The 21191-nt window shown below is 58.2% G+C and carries 14 protein-coding genes; 1 reads left to right on the forward strand and 13 read right to left on the reverse strand.

What is annotated here, in order from left to right:
- The first annotated feature begins 105 nt into the window (after positions 1-105).
- Positions 106-2913: an RHS repeat-associated core domain-containing protein gene (locus tag ACIPY9_RS00900; protein ID WP_400696336.1), complete on the forward strand. Its 2808-nt coding sequence runs from the start codon at positions 106-108 to the stop codon at positions 2911-2913.
- A 142-nt stretch (positions 2914-3055) separates the two neighbouring features.
- On the opposite strand, the gene ACIPY9_RS00905 is transcribed toward ACIPY9_RS00900, so the two are convergent.
- From ACIPY9_RS00905 to yaaA, 13 genes are all read right to left on the reverse strand, one after another.
- A complete protein-coding gene (locus ACIPY9_RS00905; RefSeq protein ID WP_400696338.1) occupies positions 3056-4507 on the reverse strand; it encodes a mannose-1-phosphate guanylyltransferase/mannose-6-phosphate isomerase in 1452 nt (483 codons plus the stop codon).
- Positions 4508-4630: 123 nt separating this feature from the next.
- A complete protein-coding gene (locus ACIPY9_RS00910; RefSeq protein ID WP_400696339.1) occupies positions 4631-5299 on the reverse strand; it encodes an alginate O-acetyltransferase AlgF in 669 nt (222 codons plus the stop codon).
- A gap of 14 nt (positions 5300-5313) precedes the next feature.
- Complete coding sequence (locus ACIPY9_RS00915; RefSeq protein WP_400696340.1) at positions 5314-6489, reverse strand: alginate O-acetyltransferase; 1176 nt, start codon at positions 6487-6489, stop codon at positions 5314-5316.
- 10 nt (positions 6490-6499) lie between these two features.
- Complete coding sequence (locus ACIPY9_RS00920; protein WP_400696341.1) at positions 6500-8050, reverse strand: MBOAT family O-acyltransferase; 1551 nt, start codon at positions 8048-8050, stop codon at positions 6500-6502.
- Positions 8051-8242: 192 nt separating this feature from the next.
- A complete protein-coding gene (locus ACIPY9_RS00925) occupies positions 8243-9376 on the reverse strand; it encodes a mannuronate-specific alginate lyase (RefSeq protein ID WP_400696343.1) in 1134 nt (377 codons plus the stop codon).
- An 8-nt stretch (positions 9377-9384) separates the two neighbouring features.
- Complete coding sequence (locus ACIPY9_RS00930) at positions 9385-10824, reverse strand: alginate biosynthesis protein AlgX (RefSeq protein ID WP_400696344.1); 1440 nt, start codon at positions 10822-10824, stop codon at positions 9385-9387.
- 14 nt (positions 10825-10838) lie between these two features.
- Entirely contained in the window at positions 10839-12440 is a 1602-nt protein-coding gene (gene algG, locus ACIPY9_RS00935; protein WP_400696346.1) for a mannuronan 5-epimerase AlgG, read from the reverse strand.
- 27 nt (positions 12441-12467) lie between these two features.
- On the reverse strand, positions 12468-13976 hold the full coding sequence (locus tag ACIPY9_RS00940; protein ID WP_400696347.1) for an alginate export family protein: 1509 nt from the start codon (positions 13974-13976) through the stop codon (positions 12468-12470).
- Positions 13973-15382, reverse strand: coding sequence for an alginate biosynthesis TPR repeat lipoprotein AlgK (algK, locus tag ACIPY9_RS00945; RefSeq protein ID WP_400696349.1), 1410 nt, complete (start codon positions 15380-15382; stop codon positions 13973-13975). Before algK ends, ACIPY9_RS00940 begins: the two co-directional genes overlap by 4 nt.
- A gap of 2 nt (positions 15383-15384) precedes the next feature.
- On the reverse strand, positions 15385-16557 hold the full coding sequence (locus ACIPY9_RS00950; RefSeq protein WP_400696351.1) for a PilZ domain-containing protein: 1173 nt from the start codon (positions 16555-16557) through the stop codon (positions 15385-15387).
- A 41-nt stretch (positions 16558-16598) separates the two neighbouring features.
- Positions 16599-18080, reverse strand: coding sequence for a mannuronan synthase (gene alg8 / locus ACIPY9_RS00955; RefSeq protein WP_400696352.1), 1482 nt, complete (start codon positions 18078-18080; stop codon positions 16599-16601).
- A 101-nt stretch (positions 18081-18181) separates the two neighbouring features.
- Positions 18182-19498 (reverse strand): nucleotide sugar dehydrogenase, encoded by a 1317-nt coding sequence (locus ACIPY9_RS00960; RefSeq protein ID WP_400696354.1) that lies wholly within the window; start codon positions 19496-19498, stop codon positions 18182-18184.
- A 793-nt stretch (positions 19499-20291) separates the two neighbouring features.
- On the reverse strand, positions 20292-21071 hold the full coding sequence (yaaA, locus tag ACIPY9_RS00965; RefSeq protein ID WP_400696356.1) for a peroxide stress protein YaaA: 780 nt from the start codon (positions 21069-21071) through the stop codon (positions 20292-20294).
- Between the last annotated feature and the right edge of the window lie 120 nt (positions 21072-21191).

A 21191-nucleotide genomic window follows, 5' to 3' on the forward strand; every position in this document is an offset into this window, starting at 1 on the left:
ACGGGCACTGCCGCCTATCCGAAGTTTGTCACTGATTGTCGTTCATGGATTTATGCAAGTTGCACTCGACTAGGCTTTTAGCAGGGACTCGCAGAGAGTAGAGCCATGGATGGGCAGCCCATCGATTTGCATCGATATACTCCGACCCTTGCGGTCGTTGATCCACGAGGTCTGGCTGTGCGTGTGTTGGCCTGGCATCGCAGGCATGCCGTTGAGGTTCCGGTTGCGCGTATCCTCCGGTCGGTATTCGACGCCGCGGGACGGCTGACGAGCAGTCAGGACCCCAGGCTTGAATCAGCCAATTTCACCCATATCCATTCCCTCAGTGCTCAGGTGCTGGTCCGCAACAGTGTGGATGCCGGTTGGCGTGTTTTTCTGCCGGGTGAAAGTCAGGAGTTGCGGCAAGGCTGGGATGGTCGAAATACGGTCCGACGCATCGAATACGATGCACTGCTCAGGCCGACAGCCGTGTTTGAAAATGAACAGTGTGCCGAGCGCCTGACCTATGGCGGCGTGGATTCGGCGGTCCATAACCAGTGTGGCCAGTTGATTCGTCACGACGATCCGGCGGGCACGCGGCTGAATACTGAGTTCAGCCTGACCGGGGCCGTGATCGAGCAGACGCAGCATTTTACCAAGGACCTTGTTGGCCCCGACTGGCCAGAGCCGGAAGCCGAACGTGATGCCTTGTTGGAGCCTGGGCAGGGTGCTACCTCGCGCTGGTATCTCAATCCGTTGGGTGATCCCCTCAAGCAGACCGATGCACAAGGCAATGCCCAACGCTTTGCTCACACAGTTGCAGGCCAACTGGATGCCTGTTTTTTGCAGCTCGATGGCCAGCCAGAACAAGTGCTGGTCAGTAATATTCGTTACGACGCCCAAGGCCGGGTCGAGTCCGAGACGGCAGGTAATGGCGTGCTTGGCAGTGCCCGCTATGGTGCGGAAGATGGTCGTTTGCTTGAATTGAAGGCTATCCGTAGTGGTGGAGAGTTATTGCAGGATCTGACCTGCGGCTATGACCCGGTGGGCAATGTCATTCGTATTGAAGATCTTGCCCAACCCACTCGACACTTTGCCAATCAGCGCATCGAGCCGGTTTCGACTTATCAATACGACACGCTGTACCAGTTGATTGAAGCCACAGGGCGGGAATTGGCCACAGTCAATCACGGGCCGGTATTGCCTGATTTCCAGAGTCCGCCAGACCCGACGCAACTGGCCAATTACACGCAAACCTACCACTACGACGCGGGCGGCAATCTGCAGCAGTTGACCCATGTCGGATCACAAAATCACTCTCGAACGCTCGTGACCGCCAGGCAGAGTAACCGCAGCCTATTAGTAGAAAATGATCAGCCACCCACTGAAGAAGACATTGCCGCGGCTTTTGATGCCAACGGTAACTCGCTGCAACTGCAAGCCGGGCAAACCCTGAACTGGGACCTTCGCAACCAGTTGCAAGAGGTGCGACCGGTGGTGCGTGAGTCCGGTGAAGACGACAGCGAGCGTTATGTCTATGACGCCAGCGGTCAGCGCCTGCGCAAGGTGCGGACCACCCAGGCCAAGGCCGTCACTCATGTGGCTGAAGTGCGTTATCTGCCGGGGCTGGAAGTTCGTACCGATACCGCGACCGGTGAAATCCTGTATGCCATCACCGCTCAGGCCGGTCGCAACAGCGTCCGGATACTGCGTTGGCAAGAGGGCAAGCCTGATGAGCTTGACAACGATCAATACCGCTACAGCCTGACCGATCACTTGGGCTCCAGCACGCTGGAGCTGGATGCACAGGCACAGGTCATCAGCCAGGAAAGTTATTACCCCTTTGGTGGGACGTCATGGTGGGCAGGGCGAAATGCTATCGAGGCCAGCTACAAGACTGTGCGTTACTCCGGCAAGGAACGGGATGCGACGGGGTTGTACTACTACGGTCTGCGTTATTACGCGCCGTGGCTGCAAAGGTGGATCAATCCCGATCCTGCGGGCGAGGAGGACGGGTTGAATCTGTTCCGTTTTGTCCGGAATAACCCATGCAGCGGTTTCGATAATGATGGTCGGGGTTATGAAGGCCTCAATGACTGGCTTGAAATGTCTCTTAAATATTATGGGAAAGTGGATATCAAATACCGTGGCATTGAGGAGATGCAGAAGGCGGGTGAGCACCCCTTAGTATTTACCCTTGATGTTGCCATCAGTGAAAGTTTGCGAATGATGAATCGTGAAGTGGAGCGTTTGAAAAGAAATGATGTGGCCGCACTCTATGAGTTTGTGGGGGGAACGCCTCCAGACAAGGCTGATAATCAAGACACGTTCGCGACTTATGTGATCGCCGGTTATGAAGAACTCATCAAGGGACTGTCTCGATATCAGGCCGGCGGAGATTTACGTGAACAACTCGTCTTCTTTGAACCTAAGCAGGGGAGTAATTTTTCAGATACCACAGCGTTTGTTCATGCTCACGATTCGAAGAGTCGCATGTTTTTCGGTCCGATTTTCAGAAAGGAAAATATCATGGGGCGTATAACGACTTTGATACATGAGCTGTCGCACTCTGTATTGGATACCCATGATAGTTTCTATTATGACGGGTTCGCTACGCCTGCTGATTTTCCTGCCGAATATACGGAGGGTGACGTAAGCCGCTATAAGGAGAGGGCGATTGAAGAGAACGTTGCGATGCGCAAGGGCTACAGAGCCTGGGCTCATGGATTCAGGTCATTTGAAATATGGCTGGCTCATAATGCGGATTTCTGGAGTTTTTATATCGGAAGCCAGACGTCACCCGATGAATACGAGGGTTTGCACAGGATGTCCGTGGACCGTTTCAATCCAGCCGCGGGTGGAAGGAACGACTCTTCATTCAATGATCATCTAAGGAAAATCGAGGCGCTTCGAGGGCGGCGACCTAGCCAGTGATGAAAACCCCCGGCAACATTCTGCGGATGGGGATACGCAGAATGTTACCAAGGGCCTGTTGCTCTTTGAGCAGCAAGCGGCAAGCTACAAGCCACAAGTCTGTAGGGCTTGAAGCTTGTAGCTTGAGGCTTGCAGCTACCTTTTATCTTGCAATCGTCTGAGTCTTCACGCCCGCTTCCAGCGCACCGGAACGACCGTAGACGTCTTCGTAGCGTTCGATATCGTCTTCGCCCAGGTAGCTGCCGGACTGGACTTCGATGATTTCCAGCGGGATCTTGCCCGGGTTTTTCAGGCGGTGGACCGATGCGATCGGGATGTAGGTGGACTGGTTCTCGGTGAGCAGGAACACGTTCTCGTCACAGGTCACCTGAGCGGTGCCGGATACCACGATCCAGTGCTCGGCGCGGTGGTGGTGCATCTGCAGCGAGAGGCTGGCACCCGGCTTGACCGAGATGCGCTTGACCTGGAAGCGGCCGCCCATGTCCACCGAGTCGTAGGAGCCCCACGGACGATAGACTTCCAGATGGTTCTGGGTTTCGCTGCGGCCCTGCTCGTTGAGGGTGTTGACCATCTGCTTGACGCCCTGGACCTTGTCCTTGTGGGCGATCATCATGGCGTCCTTGGTTTCGACGACCACGATGTTGTCCAGGCCGATCACCGAAACCAGTTTGCCGTTGCCATGGATCATGCAGTTGCGGCTGTCCTGGATAACGACGTCGCCTTTGGTGACGTTGCCGTTGTTGTCTTTTTCATGCACTTCCCAGAGCGACGACCAGCAACCCACATCGCTCCAGCCGGCCGACAGTGGCACGACGCAGGCGCGCTGGGTTTTTTCCATGACGGCGTAGTCGATGGAGTTGTCCGGGCAGCAGGCGAAGGTGGCTGCGTCGATATCGATAGCGCCGCCATCCTGCTGGCTGCGCTCGAGGGTCAGCAGGCAGGTGTCGTAGATGTCCGGATCGTGCTTTTTCAGTTCTTCCAGGAAGCGGCTGGCACGGAACAGGAACATGCCGCTGTTCCAGTAGTAACCACCGGCTTCGACGAACTCGGTGGCACGTTTTTCGTCGGGTTTTTCAACGAAGTGCGACACGCGGCTGACGCCTTCCGGCAGCAGGGCATCGGCGGTGGACTTGATATAGCCGTAGCCGGTTTCCGGTTTGTTGGCCGGTACGCCGAACAGGACCATTTCGCCACGTTCAGCTGCAACAGTGGCCAGGGCCAGAGCGCGTTGCAGGGCTTTCTGATCGTCGATCACATGGTCGGCCGGCAGCACCAGCATCAGCTCGTCGTTGCCTTCGTTGACCAGCATCATCGCTGTCAGGGCGACAGCCGGTGCTGTGTTACGGCCAAAAGGCTCCATCAGAATGCCCTGGGTATCCAGATTCAGGGCGGCCAGTTGCTCGTTTACGATGAAACGATGCTCCTTGTTACAGACCACGATGGGTTCCTGCATGCCCTCGAATACCAGACGCTCCAGGGTTTGCTGGAACAAGGTGTGTTCACCGGTCAGGGCCAGGAACTGTTTAGGGAATTGTTTGCGCGAAAGCGGCCAGAGTCGTGAACCGCTACCACCTGACAAGATCACTGGAATCATTTTGTTTCTCCAATAGCATTCAATATGGGCTGTACGTCGGTTTCTGTCGTTTCTGTCTTGTTTTTGTACCGCATCATCCGGTTCGCAGCAGACAGCGGCCGCGAGCCGGACGATTCAATCCATTTAGCGGGTAGCAACCGGTGGCTTGACCCACACTGGCGAGAGGCTGCTGCCACTGCCGGTGATGTAGAGCACGGCGGCTTCGCCACGCTCCAGGGCCACGGGTTTGACATCGGTGACTTTCTTGTCGCCGTCGTACAGAGCCAGGCTGACTTTCACTGGGTTGATTTCACGCTCACCTGTCCCTTTGGCTGCCACGGGCTTGACCACTTCGGTCTTGCCGTCGGCCGTTTTCAGGGTGAGTGACTGGTCACTGAGGTTCTGTACACGAACCAGAGACTTCTGCTTGTTCTTGAACGGTGCTTCTTCTACCAACTGCGGTTTGCCACTGGCGTTGTTCACCAGGGTGTAATAGCGGTCGCTGGCCAGCTTCACCGGTACGGACTGGCTGCCAAGCTTGGCGGTGTAATCGCCCTGCGGCATGAAGCTGAATGCGGTGCTGCCCAGCGGCGCGACTTCGTTGAGATTGGTGTTGCCGACACTGGCGCTGATTTCAGTGTTACTGGCGTTGTAGACACGCACGAAGGTCGAACCTTTCGGAGCAGTCGGGCCGTAGAGTGCGGAGTCACCGGCAAAGGCTTGCAGGGACATCAGACCCAGGGTTGCGGCCAGGGCGCAGGTTTTGAACAGGCTTTTCTTGGCCGAACGATTTGGAGTGTGCTGTAAGGTCATGATTTCAGTCCTTCTCAGTTTTGCGCCTGGTTGGGCGACTCGGATTGTTTGGTGTTAAGGGCCAGGTTCTCTTGGCTATCACGTGATTTCTTCAGCTCGGCGATCCACTGTGGATCGAACTCGCCAAGGTCGTTGTGAGCGGGCAGATAGCGCTCCGGAAATTCCCAGATGACCACTTGTGGAGGCGTGGTCTTGAACGCATCGGTTTGCAGGTACTTGAGCATCGGCAGAATCGGCCCGTGACCGTCTTCTGCGTAGTTGACGACGTCGCTGCGCAACGCTTGTTTCAAAGCGCCCACGAAGTTCCAGTTCGGGTTGGCGCTGTAGCTGGTGCCGACCAGGCCAACCGGGATTTCAGTGTCTGCAAACAGGGCGTCATCACCCGCGGCTGTTCCTTCGACCGGATTTGTGCTGCGTTGTTGCAAGTCGTCCGGCTTCGGAAGCAAATTACTGAACAGCGGATCCAGCGGCAGGAAGTTGGTCAGGTCGCCCTTGTAAGGCGTGACGTCCCTGGCCTGGGTAACGAATTGCTCGGGTTCACCGTTCAACGGTGTTTTCCCGGCAATCGCGACGCTCAATTGCTGCGCGGCAACCTCTGCACCCAGCGGGGTCCAGTGGGTGTCGGTGCGCAGGAACACCTGACCTTGCTGTTTGGCAGCCTGCAACGGTGCCAGCAGGTCGGGAGCGAAGATGCCGGCCTGTGCGACCTGAGCATGGAACTGCTGATACAGATCGGTGTGCAGGCTGGCCGGCTTGTTATCGCCGATGTGCTCGGGATACAGACGGGTCTTGGCTGGAACAATGGCCAGAACCAGCTGTGTTCCCTGTTTCTGAAGCGCGTCGCGCACGCCCTGGATCAACGCCAGATTGTCCGCTTCGTTCTTCTCGCCATTGGCGATGGCGTCGAACTCTTCGTCGGTGTAGAGCCACTGATCCTTGCCGAGTACCACGCCAGGGCGGCCTTCATTGAACAGCTTGAAGTCCAGGGCGGCCCAGAGGTTGGTGCCCAGGCGTTTGATCGGGAACTCATCGTCGTAATGAGTCTCCACCGCCTTGGTCCACTTGCCGTTGAGCACGGTGGTCTCGGCCGAGGTCGAGAAGCCGCTGAAGCTGCGCAGCGACCAGATTCCCAGGACCAGCAGCAGAGTCATGAACAGGCTGACGTAGAGGATGCGTAATGAACGGGTCATGTCAGGCTCCTCAGAACTGGAAGTAAAGGAACGGCGAGAAACTCTGCGCCGAAAGTTTGAGAATCGACGCCACGAACAGCAGCAGGATCAGCGCACGCATGGCGTAGCGGGACCAGTCGACGGTCCAGTAGGCCGGTTGCACCTGGGCATTGCTGCCAACGGTGTAGCCAGGCAGGTTGATGCTGCCGGGTGCATCGCCAGGAACAGCCTTGATGGTGCCGGGCTGTGCGGTCGCCGGGCCGTCGGCCTTGGGTTTGTCGCTTTCCGAGCGGTTCTGGTAGAAGTCGCGCAGACCGAAGAACGCCAGGGTTGCGTAGGCCAGGATCAGCGTTGCCACTTGCAGGCCGGTCAGGCTGGCGCGGTTGAGTTCCGACAGGTTCCAGTCGCCGAAGCTGAACATGGCGCTGTACATGCGGGTGGCCACGTGCAGGTTTTCGGCACGGAAGATCACCCAGCCGATGACCACCAGCAGGAAGGTCAGTACCCAGCGGATCGGATTGAAGTGGTAAGGCTTGGTGTTGATGCCCAGCGCTTTTTCAATCGCCAGCCACATGCCGTGCCAGGCACCCCAGATGATGTAGGTGACGTTCGCACCGTGCCACAGGCCGCCCAGCAGCATGGTCAGGAACAGGTTGCGGTAGGTCGCGAACTTGCTGCCACGGTTGCCGCCCAGGGTGATGTACAGGTAGTCACGCAGCCAGGTGGACAGGCTGATGTGCCAGCGGCGCCAGAACTCGGTGATCGACTGGCTGATGTAAGGCTGCTTGAAGTTTTCCATGAAGCGGAAACCCATCATCAGGCCCAGGCCGATGGCCATGTCGCTGTAACCGGAGAAGTCGAAGTACAGTTGCGCGGTGTAGGCCAGCGCACCCAGCCAGGCATCGCCCGTGGTCGGGTTTTCCAGGGCGAAGCAATGGTCAGCGACCACGGCCAGGGTGTCCGCGATGAAGACCTTCTTGATGAAGCCCTGCATGAAGCGGGTGCAGCCTTCGGAGAACTTGTCCAGGGTGTGGGTGCGGTTGTTGAACTGGTCGGCCAGGTCACGGAAACGCAGCACGGGACCTGCGATCAAGTGCGGGAAGATCGCCACGAATGCCGCGAAGTCGATCAGGTTGCGAGTGGCCGGCGTATCGCCGCGATAGACGTCGATGATGTAGCTGATGGACTCGAAGATGTAGAACGAGATACCGATCGGCAACAGCACGTGGGTCAGGATGAATGGCTCCAGGCCCATCGAAGTCATGGCCGCATTGATGCTGTCCACGCCGAAGTTGGCGTACTTGAAGTAGCCCAGAATGCACAGGTCGACACCCACGCCAAGCAACAGCCAGCGTTGCGCTGTTTTGGTCCTGACTCCGGAGGCGCCTATTCGCAGGCCGATCCAGTAGTTCCAGACCGTGACGGCGATGAACAGCGTCAGGAAGTCCACTCGCCACCAGGCGTAGAAGATGTAACTGGCAATCAGCAACAGCAGATTGCGATAGCGTTGCCCGCTTATGTAGTACAGGCCGAAGAAAATCGGCAAGAACAGAAACAGGAACACGTTGGATGAGAAAACCATCCTGATCTCTCCGTTTGTCCAACATCCAAGGGCTCAAAGCCCCCCCAAACCCCCCATGAAAAATCGGGGGGTAAATCACTCACGTTACCTTTCTCGTAGGAGCGAATTCATTCGCGAAAAGGCCAGTACCTCCAGCACTTCGGCTGCGTCTGAATCCGTCTTCGCGGATGAATCCGCTCCTGCCGGGTCAAGTCAGGAACCGCCCTTGTCACCTTTGTCATGGGACGGGTCGTAGACTTTGGTCAGGTCGCCGCCCAGACGGAATGTCTTGAACGGTTGCATCTGGTGCTTGTGTTCGATCACGTCCTGGCTGCAGGTGTAGAGCGAGCAGAACGGTTCGAGCCAGGCAAATTTCGGATCTTTTTTCAGGTCTTCCATGTCCTGCTTTTCTCCGCCACGGGAGGCGAAATCGTCAGGGTCTTTCACACCGGCCAGCACCCGGTCACCCAGGCGCTTGAGTGCGCCGTTGTTTTCGGGACGCAGATCGACGCCGTTGGCCTGAGCGAAACTGGCGATCATGGCCAGTGGTGGCAGGGCGTAGTTGTGGTAGGCCAGTGCGCGCTGACGACGCTTGATTTCGTTGGGCAGGAAGCCGTCCTTGTCGACTTGATAGGCGGCCACCTTGAACTCCTTGACCGACCAGTCGAACAGGTCACGGCGGTTGGTCGCGACAGCGGTCGCCATCACCGACCAGGCAGCCCAGTACGAGTGGTTGTTGATCTTCTCCATGGGCAGGTTGCTCCAGTCGCTGACCACCTGATCGGCCAGCTTGCTGAACCAGGCTTCGATGACCTGGGCCTGCTGCTGACGATTGGCCAGCGGATGCGACTCGGAGAACTTCAGGCGCAGGTAGGACGATGCCATGCTGCCCAGCGCCCACTTGCGCATGGATTTGCCGGTGTGGTTGAACTCGCGGGACTCCAGCGCATCGGCCTGGGCCCAGGTGGTCAGCATGTTCAGTGCGCAGTCGAGCTGTTCGGGACGACCGTCACGCATGTATTGCATGACGACCTTGCTGATACCGCGTTCCAGAGTCGTGATGTCTCTGGTGGCATCGCGAAAGGCTTCCTCGGACTCTTCGTTGAGCGTGGCGCGAGCCTTGTCGGAGCCTTCGTACTTGCTGCGAAACACCAGTTTGTCGGTGTACGGCCTGGGCACGGCTTCGCATTTGAAGTCATGACTGCCGCTCTTCATTTTCTCGATGGGTGCGGAGTAGCCCTGTGGCGGGACCAGTGTCGTGGCGGCGGATACACCTGTTGCCCATGCCATCGATGACAGGATTGCCATCGACAGCAGGGTAGGGCGTATCAGTTTCGGAGTCTGCATAAGTCACCTCATAGTCCGGCTTGCGCGGTGTGTTGCGCAGCGCTCGGGAACACGTTGCGTTTGCATACTTTGGCTTCGACTTTCTGTGGTGCTGTACCGGCTTCCGGTCCCTGGATTTCAAGGGCGAGCAACTGTTGGTTGGCCCAGTCTTCGTCTTCGCGCAATTCGAAGGCGAAGCGTCCGTCGGTATCGGCGGTGTCCGGTTTTTCGATCTTCAGGTCCTCGTGACGCCCGTTCATGTACCAGAGCCTGGCCTGAAGCACTTTCACCGAGGTGTCATCGAACCGGATGTCGATCTGGCTCTTGCTGTTACGGATGTCCTTGATACCGTTCTTGCCGTTGACCAGCACTTCGTTGTTGCCCGGCTTGAGCGTGGTACTGGCACTCAATTCAGCCGGTTTGCCTTCGCAACCGTTATCCAGCAGCGCCATCATCTGGCGGTAGATGGTTTCCTGATCCAGGCGATACAGCGGCGAGAATTCCCAGATGAGAATCTTCGGTGGACGCTGCTGGAAGTCTTCGCTGCCCAGGTACTGCAGCATCGCGCCTTCCAGACCACCACCGGGGAACGCCACGTTCAGCACGTCAGCCCCGATGTACTCCTGAAGGAAGCCGCCGAAGTTGTAGTTCTTGCCGCTGTGGCTGGTGCCGACCAGAGTGATTTCCGGGTTGCCGGAATCGCCGAACAGGTCACCGTCAGCCGCTTCGCCCTTGGGTTCGGTCGTGAACTGATCCATGTACTGGATCGCGTAGCTGGTGCCGCACAATTGACCTGCCATGTTGTGCAAGGTTCCGGTCTTGCCCATGCGGCCGGACTTGTGACTCTCGAATTCACGCTTCGGAATGTCGGCGTAGCCCGGCACTTTTTTCACGGTTTCGGCGACGATTTTCGCGGTGCGCTGTGCGCCGTATGGCGTCCAGTGCTGGTCGCCGCGGAAGTAGAAATCATGGGCCTGTTGCTCGTTGGTCAGGGGCGACAGATCCGGCACCCAGTAACCCATCTTGCTGAAGCGACCGAGCATGGCCTGATAGTTTTTCAGGGCCTTGTCGTAGTCGTATTTGGCGCGCTCGGCCGGAAACAGTTTGTTGCGATCCACCAGGCCGCGGGTCGGTTGATAGACCACCACCAGTTCCACACCTTTGCTCTTGAAGGCATCGTGCAATTCCTGCAGGCGGCGGTAGCCGGCTGGCGTGGTGTCGAACTCGGTGCGCAGGTCTTCCTGGGTACGGAACAGCCAGTCGCCCTGAGCCTGTATCAGGGTGGTGAAGTTCTGCTGATAGCGCGTGGTGTAGTTCTTCGCGTCATGGGCGGCAGGGCACAGGCTGCAGCATGGCTCGGCCGTGAAGGTCGGTGCCTGCGAGTCGTCTGCGCGGGCTGCTCCGGCGGCCGCCATCAGGGCCATGGTCAGGCTGGAGAGGCTCAGTAGTTTGATCAGATGTGCGTGCATAAAAATACCTTTCCTCATTCCCGCAGCTCGGTCTGGCTTTCGACGGGGTCGATCAATACGGCTTTCTTCTGGCGTACCAGCAAGTCGAGGATTTCGTCCTGACGATCGCCCAGCACACCGTTGAGGCTGATGCCGACGGGTTTGGTGGGGGCCAGCATCGATACGCGGTAAAGCTCCACGCTCAGTGGGGAGTCGATGGACAGTGGGCCGGAGCCGTTACTGGACAGCTCGCCACCGACCAGGATCAGCGACACCTCGGCGTCGAACGGGTCCAGGTCGATATCGCGGTCGGTATCGGTCAGGTCCTTGATGTGGCCGTAGACGCCCATCAGGCCGTTGGCCGTGGCGACGTTTTCGTAGAGCTTGATGTTCACGCTGTTGCGCACGCGGATGCCGTGGCGGCGGTTGGCGATGACGCGGTTGCCCCACAGCAGGTTGTTGCCGCTTTCGTACAGGGTGATGCCGTCGGTGTGGTTCTGGTAGATCTCGTTGTAGGCGACGATGTTGTTGACGCTGTTACGGTCCAGTACCACGCCGGAGAGTTTGTTGTTGTGGCTCTTGTTGCGGAAGATGAAGCTGTTGTCGACTTCCCGGGAAATGATGATCCCGTGCTTCTTCTTGGTTCCGTAGACGTTGTTCTCGGCAATGATCAGGTTGTGCGAACGGTCGTGGGGGTCAATGCCGTAGACGATGTTGTCTTTGTAGGTATTGCCCTTGATCACGAAGTCGCGTGTCTCGTAGCAGTAGAAGCCGTACCACATGTCCGCGAACTCCGAGTCGATGATCCAGCCGGTCGGCTCGGGACGGTTCAGGATCTTCGCGGTGTTGGGCGTGTACTGGGAAATACTGATGCCGTAGGACTTGCTCTGGTCGTAGCCCATGCTCGACATTCTGGTGTTGGCGATCCAGGTTTCGGAGCCACCCCAGGTCAGCACGAACGGCCGGAATTCGTCGGGCTTGCGGTAGAGCGCCAGGCCGTTACGGGTTTCACTCCAGGCATCGACCTTGGTGTGGGTGATCAGCATCTTGCCTTCGCTGACGATGAATGACCCTTTCTCCTGAGAAAGACGCAGTTCCTTTGTCTGCTTGTCGATCTCGAAGATGCCGGTTTCCTTGACCAGAATCGGCAGGCGCGCCACATAGACCCCCGGCGACACTTCGCTCAGGAATTGCTTGGGCACCTTTTTCTCCAGGTCCTGCATGTTCACATAGCCGTCGGAGATCATGATGGCTTGCGGGATGCCGCGCTGGCGGGCCACCCACTCGGCCATCTTGTTATCGCCGCCGATGAACTCCTTCAGGCCTGTTTCCTCCATCATGCGGGCCACGGTGACTTTGCCTGGCTTGCTGCGGTCGATCTTTTTCAGGGCCGCCTCGGCGGTGTAACCGCTGAGGTCGGGCAGCACAGGTTTTTCCATGGCCAGCGGTTCGATCGGCGCGCTGCTGACGGTGTAGCTCTTGGCCTGTTGCAGTTCCTTGACGGCGGCAGGAGCGACCGGCGCAGTGTTGGCCAGTGCCGCATGACTGGTCAGCAACAGCGCGCTGCTCAGCACTGCGCTTTCGAGCAGGGCGTGAGGCCAGGCGCGGTTGCGCACATTGCTTGATTGACTGTTCATCTCATCGCACTCCTTTGGCGGTTCGCATCAGAAGCGCCAGATGACGTCGACAATGGCGCGGTGCATGTAGCTGTCCACGTCGCTGTGGTAGGCGTCGCCGGGCTTGAAGACACCTGCCCGCAAGCGCACCAGTGCCGAAGGTTCGTCGATCGACTGGCTGACTGCGGCAGGCAGCAGGCCCTGTTTGAAATACTTGGTGACGACCAGATCCATCTCCTGACCCAGGTCCTTGCGACCGTCTTCCAGTGGCAGGGAGCTGAAGGTGTTGGTCGGTACGCCGTTGGTGTCTGTGAGTTCCCGGACAGGGTTGATGCCCGCGCCGCCGATACCGGAGTTGCCGTCCACGCGACGGAACTTGTGGTAGATCAGGGAGGCGTCGTACTCGTCGTTCATGCGCCACGAAGCGAACAGCGTGCCGGTTTCCACGTTGGCCATTTCGCCCTGGAAAGCTTCACCGAAACGGTGGATGCGCGAACGGGTACCGGTCCAGTTGGAGCGGTTACTCTCCAGGCCGTTCTGGACGTAGTCCTTGCTGGCGCGGGAGTAGGCGGCACCGACCTGCCATTGCGGATCGAGACGGAACCTCACGCCCAGGTCGGTCGCCCAGCCGTTGAGGTCGCGGCTGTTCTTCTCGCCGGCCAGGTACTGGTCGGTCGCGCTGTTGTAGTTCGCGCCGATTTCATCGCGATCGCCGGTCAGCCAGGTCAGGCTGCCCCAGTAGTTGATCGGGTTGGTGTTGCGGTAGTTGTAGGCATCGCTGTCGGCGTGCAGGCCCAGCCAGGTCAGGTCGCCGGTGGACGTCTTGTCCAGATCGTCCAGCACTTCGTTCTGGTTCTTGAGCTTGCCGTCGTCATGGCTGTAGTGGGCACGAATGCCTGCCCAGTGACCGGGGGTCCATTGATAGCTGGCCGAACCGAACACGTGCATGCGGTCTTCGTCGTCCGCGGCCAGTTCGGTCAGGTCGGTACGGTATTCGCTGAAGCGTTCTGCAACACCCAGTTCGGCGCGCAGCAAGGTGGTGTCGAAGGTCCAGTTGATGGCTTCGATGTTGGTGTCGTGCCACTGACCATCATCGTTGCGCAGGCGCTGACGGCCCACCTTGAGGATTTCGCCAGGGTAGGGTGTGAAGCCGCTGTAGCCGACCCAGAACTCGCGCAGGGCTGCATAGGTCTTGTCGACTTCGCGTTCGCTGGCATTGCCGCGTGAAATCTGGGTGCCGGTTTCGCCAGCGGTGCTGGTGGTGGTCTGTTCCAGCGGGTCGGTCTGGATCGTGTCGGTGGCGGTCACCACCTGGCCCATGGCATAGGCGCTCCAGTTACCACGTTCGCCATACACCCATGGGCGCAGATCCAGACCCAGACCGTTGACGTCGCCGCCCGAGCGGGTGCCCAGATCGCGGTCGTTCTCAGCCTGTGCGCTGATTTTCACTTCGAGGCCGAAGTTCTGTTCTTCAGTCAGGGCTGCCAGTGTCGGGCAGGCCCAGAGCAGGGTGAAGCCAAGGCCCATGCCGGCGGCCATCAAGGGATTCAACTTCATAGTGCTTCCTCACCGTCTTTTTCTTCTGTCAGGGTCTGGACCAGTACGTTCTGTCTGGCGCTGAGACCCCGGATCTTTTGCTCGCGTTGCAGCAGCGCCTTGGCGGCGGCGAGCTTTTCAGGCGGTAGTTGGGCGTCGAGTTCCTGTGCAAGTTCCGTGGCTTGAGGTGTGCCTTGAGCCAGGGCCAGTTGGCCGAAGACCCAGGCGTTGACTGGATCGGGCATGGTGCCCTTGCCCTGGGAGAACAGTTGCGCCATGGCGAAGTCGGCGCTGTTCTGGCCGCCACGGGCGGCGATCAGCAGTTCGTCCACGGCCTTCTGTGAGTGGACCTCGCCCAGGTAGCCCCGGCGATAGATCTGACCCAGGTAGTAATGGGCGGAGATTTCGGTCGGTGCGGCTTTTTTCAGGTGTTCTTCAGCTTTCTGTGCGTCGGCCGGCACCCATTTGCCTTCGTAGTAGAGGCGACCCAGCAGCAGTTCGGCGCGGGGTTGGTCCGCGGCACGGCCGTTGTCCAGGTACTCCATCATCTTGTCGACGTCACCCAGCTCCGGGAAGTCGTAGAGCAGCTTGGCCAGGGTGACCCAGGAAACCGGGTAGCCGGGCGCGATATCTTCCAGCAGTTGCTGAGCCGTCTTTTCGTCCGGCGTGCCGATCTGGCTGTCGCCCAGTACACGGGCCACGCCATCGACCCGCTGGGCGCTGACACGACCGGAAGCGTGGGCGCTTTGCAGTTGTTTGATCAGCGCGGCCTGTTGTTCGGTCTGGCCTCGTTTCTGGTAGACCGTGGCCAGCTCGACGTAGCAGATATCGGTGCTGTTGAGCGCCTGTTTGCAGATGCTTTCGACTTCGTCCAGATGCTGGTCGTAGGTGCCCTGGGTGCGATACAGCAGCACCTGGGCCAGACCGGCTTCCGGATAACCCGTGGCGCGCCACTGGTTGATCTTCTGCTGTGCATCCACATTCGGGAAGCTGTGCGGGTATTGCAGATACAACATGGCCAATGGCAGCAGGGTGCCGGACTCGCCGTTGGCGAAAGCCTTCATGAGCAAGGCTTCGGCTTCGTGATGCTCGGCTTCCGTCGCATCGGGCTTGACCGCCAGCAGACGCCCCAGACGCGATTGCGCCCGAGGAGACGTTTCAGCGGCGGCGCGGTAGGTGGCTTCTGCCTCTTTGAGCTGGGCTGGGTCACCCGTTGTGACCTGGAGGTCGGCGAGGCCGACTTGTGCATCGCTGTAGCCCAGGTCCGCCAGTTGCCGATAGTTCTGCTGTGCCAATGCGATATCGCCGTTTTTCAGGGCTTCATTGGCAAGGCGTTGATCGGGCAGGCCGGCACAGCCGCTCAGGCCGATCGCAACGGCGAGGCTCAATAGCGTGGGGGTCGACAGGCGTCGTAATGGGCTGTTCATGATTACAGACCCGCAGCCATGGCTTTATCGATCAGCCAGTTCACGGACGGGCCACGGTCGCTGACGACTTCGACAGGGCGACCGGCCAGCGAGCTGCTCAGGCTTTCGTCGGGTTTGATCTGTACGCGAATGTCAGTGGACAGGTCGGCATCGCTCAGGTTGGCGCTGCTGATGATCTGACCGGTACGCACCTGATCTTCACCGGCGATCTGGAAGCTGACACGGGTGCCTGGCTTGACGTCGTTGAACTGGCGATAAGTGAAGCGTGCTTCAACGGTGGCAGGCGCGTTGCGTGGTGCCAGCTGGAAGATCACCTGACCTTTGGACGCGAACTGACCGTCGGCCACCAATTGGCGGACAACGACGCAATCGCACGGGCTGGTCATGGTGCCGCTCAATTGTTTGCCGTACAGCTCTTCGATCTTGGCTGGCTGCAGGTCTTCACCGGCCAGGCCACCTTTGAGCATGTCCAGCATGCTGGTGTTGAAGGTCGCCAGCGGTGCGCCTTTGACGGCTTCGCCATTGACGGTTACCAGGCTTTGCACGGTTCCTTCGCGAGGCATGGTGACCTCCATGCTCGGTACCGAGACCAGGCCTGCCGAAGCGTGGCTGACGAAGTACAGACCGTAGACGGTCTTGAAGATGAAACCGAAGGCGGCCAGACCGACGACGAAGATCCCCAGGCTGAATGTCACGGCGCGCAGGCGACCCAGAGTGCTCATGCCCGCGGATTCACCCTTGGTCTTGCGAGCCTTGGTGAAGTTGTCGCGCTGCAGGGTGGCCAGCACCTCACCCATGCTGACGATGTCGCCGCTCAGGTGGGAGGTGATGATGTGGCGCAGGGTCGCAATGTCCTGGGCTTCAAGGTTCTGGAACTGGCAGCCGACACGGCCATTGGAAGGATTCACGGAGCGGATCTGCAGTTCAACGTCCATGGCCAGGCCAAGGTTGTCGATCAGAAACTGCAGGCGTCCCTTGATCACTTCGCCGGTGGTCAGTTTGATCTGGCTGGGAGCAATGAAACTCAGGCCACCGGCCGACAGGTCTTCGATACGGACCAGAGGAGCATTCTGCTCACCGGTGAGCAGGCGCAGCTTGGCGGGAATCTTGACCCGGGCGTGCTGGCGCTGGGCTTCGGATTCATGGACGACGTTCGCATTCACGGCTGTATTCATGGCTATTTTTCCTACTTAAATCGATTGATTCATTGGCCCGGTCAAACCATCGTCAGCAGTACTGCGATGAAGATGGTGCCAGCTGAAAAAGTCATGGTTCGGGACGACCAGGTGTTGAACCAGCCCTGAAAGCTGGCCATGTCACGGCTGAGTTTCGTGTCCTGGCGGGTCCAGGACTGTCGGTCCAGGCGGAAGAAAACGTAGATTTTCATCAGGGCGCCGACGATCTGGTTGTAATAGAGAATGATGGGGTAGGCAGGCCCTATCCTGTGTCCCGAGCAGGACAGCAGCAGTGTCAGGATCAGGCGGGTCATGCCGATCCACAGCAGGTACATCAGGATGAATGCGCCGCCGTACTTGAAGCTGGCAATGATGGCGACGGTCAGGCCCAGAATGGATGTCCACATCGACACGCGCTGGTCGAACAGCACCACGCTGGTGAACAGCCCGAGGCGACGGATGCCCAGGCCCAGTGCGCGGGAGTTCTGACGCAGGTTGTTGCCGTACCAGCGGTACATCAGCTTGCGACTGGCCTTGAAAAAGCTCTTTTCAGGTGGGTGCTCGACGGTGTTGATCGCGGCATCGGGCACGTAGAAGGTGTCGTAACCCAGGCGCATCAGGCTGAACCAGCTCGATTTGTCGTCGCCGGTCAGGAACTTGAACGTCCCCAGACGCCAGTGCTTGAGCGAGTCGCTTTCCACGTCGGCGATGAATTCCGGGTCGGTGACCACGGCCGCGCGGAACACCGACATGCGACCGGTCATGGTCAGCACGCGCTTGGACAGGGCCATGGAGCACATGTTGATGTGGCGCTGGGCGAAACGCAGCTTGTGCCATTCGCTCATGATGTAGCCGCCACGCACTTCACAGAATTCGTTGGTGGTCAGGCCACCGACATTCTCGAACAACTGGAACCACGGAACAGTCTTGCTGACGACGCCTTCGTTGAGCACGGTGTCGCCATCGATCACGGCCACGACTGCGCGCTCGTCGGGCAGGTGGCGGGAAATGGCGCGGAAACCGTAGGCCAGGCCGTCACGCTTGCCGGTGCCGGGAATACGGACGAAGTCCAGTTTGACCCGGTCAGGCGGGTTCAGCCTTGCCCACATGCTCTTGACCAGCAGCTCATCGGACATTTCCACCAGCGAGCAGACGACAGTGGTCGGCAGGCCGCAGTTGATCGCTTCACGGATGACCGAGCTGTACACCTGGGCGGTGGTCAGGGCATCGATCCGGAAGCTGGTGACCATCAGGAACACATGCGACGGATCGGCCGACTTGCCCAGCTTGCGCAACTTGCGACGCAGGTGCGGGTAGACGATGTACAGAAACAGCATCCCGCGGATGAAGTGCGTGATGCCCATGGAGTAACGCCAGATACCGACGGCGCCAATCAGGAAAATAAAGTTCTTTGACTGGGAGTCAAAGATACTGGTGGGCAATGCCGTGGCGATGCCCATCAACAAACATAAATAAAACAGCCAACCGGCGGCCTCTAATAGGCCGTGTTTTAGCCTGTCCATAAATTCGTATCCCAAAGTCAGTTGCAAGCCTCAAGCCCCAAGCTGCAAGCATTAGGCTTGAGCTTGTGGCTTGGTGCTTGAGCTTGGTGCTTGCGGCTGATTTACCAGCAGATACCTTCGGCCCGACCGCTTTCACCCGTGGTCTTGGACATGAAGCCCACCAGGTCGACAACGTGCTTGCCAGCCGGGGCCTTGTCGGCCAGGGAGCGGAAGCGCTCGTCGCGGTTGCCCAGGATGATGACGTCGGAATCGTTGATGACCTTGTCGAAGTCCGAGTTGAGCAGGGACGACACGTGAGGGATCTTCGATTCGATGTAATCCTTGTTGGCACCGTGGACGCGGGCGTATTCGACGTTGCTGTCGAAAATGCTCAGGTCGAAGCCTTTACCGATCAGCATCTCGGCCAGCTCTACCAGCGGGCTTTCGCGCAGGTCGTCGGTGCCGGCCTTGAAGCTCAGGCCCAGCAGGGCGACTTTGCGAGTGTCGTGGCTGGCCACGATGTCGAATGCGTTCTGGACCTGGGACACGTTGCTGCGCATCAGGGAGTTGAGCAGCGGTGCTTCCACGTCCAGGCTGCCTGCACGGTAGGTCAGGGCGCGAACGTCTTTCGGCAGGCAGGAACCGCCGAAGGCGAAGCCTGGACGCATGTAGTACTGGGACAGGTTCAGTTGCTTGTCCTGGCAGACCACTTCCATCACTTCACGGCCATCGACGCCGACCGCCTTGGCGATGTTGCCGATTTCGTTGGCGAAGGTGACCTTGGTGGCGTGCCAGACGTTGCAGGTGTACTTGATCATTTCGGCAACGGCGATGTCCTTGCGGATGATCGGTGCGTCCAGTTCTTCGTACAGGGATTGCAGAACGTCACCGGAAGCCTTGTCGAATTCACCGATAACGGTCATTGGCGGGTGATCGTAGTCTTTGATCGCGGTGCTTTCGCGCAGGAACTCAGGGTTCACGGCTACGCCGAAATCGACACCGGCTTTCTTGCCCGAGCAGTCTTCCAGAATCGGGATGACCACGTTGGCGACTGTGCCCGGCAGTACGGTGCTGCGGACCACGATGGTGTGGCGGGAGGTCTTGTCGCGCAGGACGTAACCGATTTCGCGGCATACCGATTCGATGTAGTCGAGTTCCAGATCGCCGTTTTTCTTGCTGGGCGTGCCCACGCAGATCATCGACACGTCCGTGGCACGGATGGCTTCGGAGAAGTCCGTGGTGCCACGCAGTTTACCGTTGCGGATACCCTGGCTCAGGAGGTCTTCCAGGCCCGGTTCAACGATAGGCGATTTGCCGTTATTGATGAGGTCGATCTTGGTACTGGAGATATCCACACCAACAACATCATGACCCCGTGCAGAAAGGCAACCGGCACATACTGCACCGACGTAACCCAAACCAAAGATGCTGATACGCATCGTACTCTCCTCGATTTTTCACGCCATAAGTTGGCTGGATATTAATTTTGGCCAGCAGATGTCACACGCAGTCATTCAGGCTTGTTAAAGCCCTGTAACTAACGCAGGCATATTTAATGAATGAGCGCCCAAATAAACGAGGCGAACTCAAATGACACTAAGCACAAGTGGCAAGTGTCCTGTCCTTACTGGGCAGGCTCATGCTCTCTTGGATGTGGCAAACCACTTCCTGTCTAGCGATCCCTGGCAGTTTCTGGTCTGGAAGACCCTGAAGCCCTGCTCTAAACATCCTTCGGATGTTCCGCTTGTCTACCTACTTCAACTAGTGATGTGAGTTTTGATTTCAGTACCCAGTCTGTTGAACCGAAAAATTCAAACTTGTTTTGGGTAACTTCCTTTTACTCTCGTAGCGATGTAAGTGATCTCTTACAGGCTTGTCGAGAATTGTTACGGGATGTAGGAGCGTACGTGTTCCCGATTAGTTCCGGGCCACTCGTCCTCTTTTTGAGAGTTTTTTTAAAAAGGTTGAAAACGCGGATGGTTGCAAAGTGATGGCAACTAGCGCGGAGCCCTTAGTTGTAGAGGGCTTTAAACGAGAGGGTGTTTTTTTGCTATCACGGAAAAAATTCAAAGTGCCATCACTCAAAAAAATGTTATTTTTTTGAGAAAAGTACCTGAAAAAATACACGTGATTTTTATTGGTGTTTATTTGACGCCATAAAGTCGTCGTTTCGGGGTTGAGATAGAGCATCTGTGCTGCGTAGCGCCGGGGCGCCACGCAGTCTTGACGCCACTACTCCTGGGGGCTGTCGCGCAGGAAGACCAGTTTGTCCGGGCTGGATTGCTCGCTGCTGTAGCGATAGCCCTGCACATCGAATGCCTTCAGTGCTTCCGGGGTATTGATCCGTTCTGTAATCACGAAACGGCTCATCATGCCGCGGGCTTTCTTGGCATAGAAACTGATGATCTTGTACTGGCCGTTTTTCAGGTCCTTGAACTCTGTATCGATGATGCGGGCCTTGAGGGCCGAGCGTTTGACCGCCGAGAAGTATTCGGTGGAGGCCAGGTTCAGCAGCAGGTCGTCACCCTGATCGGCCAGTGCCTGATTCAACCATTCACTGATGCGCGTGCCCCAGAAGGCATACAGGTCCTTGCCACGGGCATTGGCCAGCTTCGTGCCCATTTCCAGGCGATAGGGCTGCATCAGGTCCAGGGGGCGCAGCAGACCATAAAGACCCGAGAGCATGCGCAGATGCTCCTGGGCGTAGGAGAGCTGAGCGTCCGTCAGCGTCTCGGCCTGCAGGCCGGTATACACATCGCCTTTAAAGGCGAGCAGCGCCTGTTTGGCGTTTTCCGGTGTGAAGGCTGGTGTCCAGCTGCCGAAACGTGCCGCGTTCAAGCCCGAGAGTTTGTCGGACAGGTGCATCAGTTCACCGATCTGCGCCGGGGTCAGCTCGCGCAATTGAGTGATCAACTCCTGAGAGTGATCCAGGTATTGCGGCTGGGTGAAGCGCTCGGTGGTGGGCGGGGTCTCGTAATCGAGGGTTTTCGCTGGGGAAATCACCATCAGCATGAAATCGTCTCCTTTAGTCGTCGGGCGATTCTATGGGGTGATGGCAGATGACTCCAGCTATGGTGGCGATAGAGACCCGCTTTGTATCTGTCCGGACATGAGGCGTGGCAGCCGGATCGG

The organism is Pseudomonas sp. NPDC089734, from assembly GCF_044748865.1.
In the GTDB taxonomy this organism is placed as follows: Bacteria; Pseudomonadota; Gammaproteobacteria; order Pseudomonadales; family Pseudomonadaceae; genus Aquipseudomonas.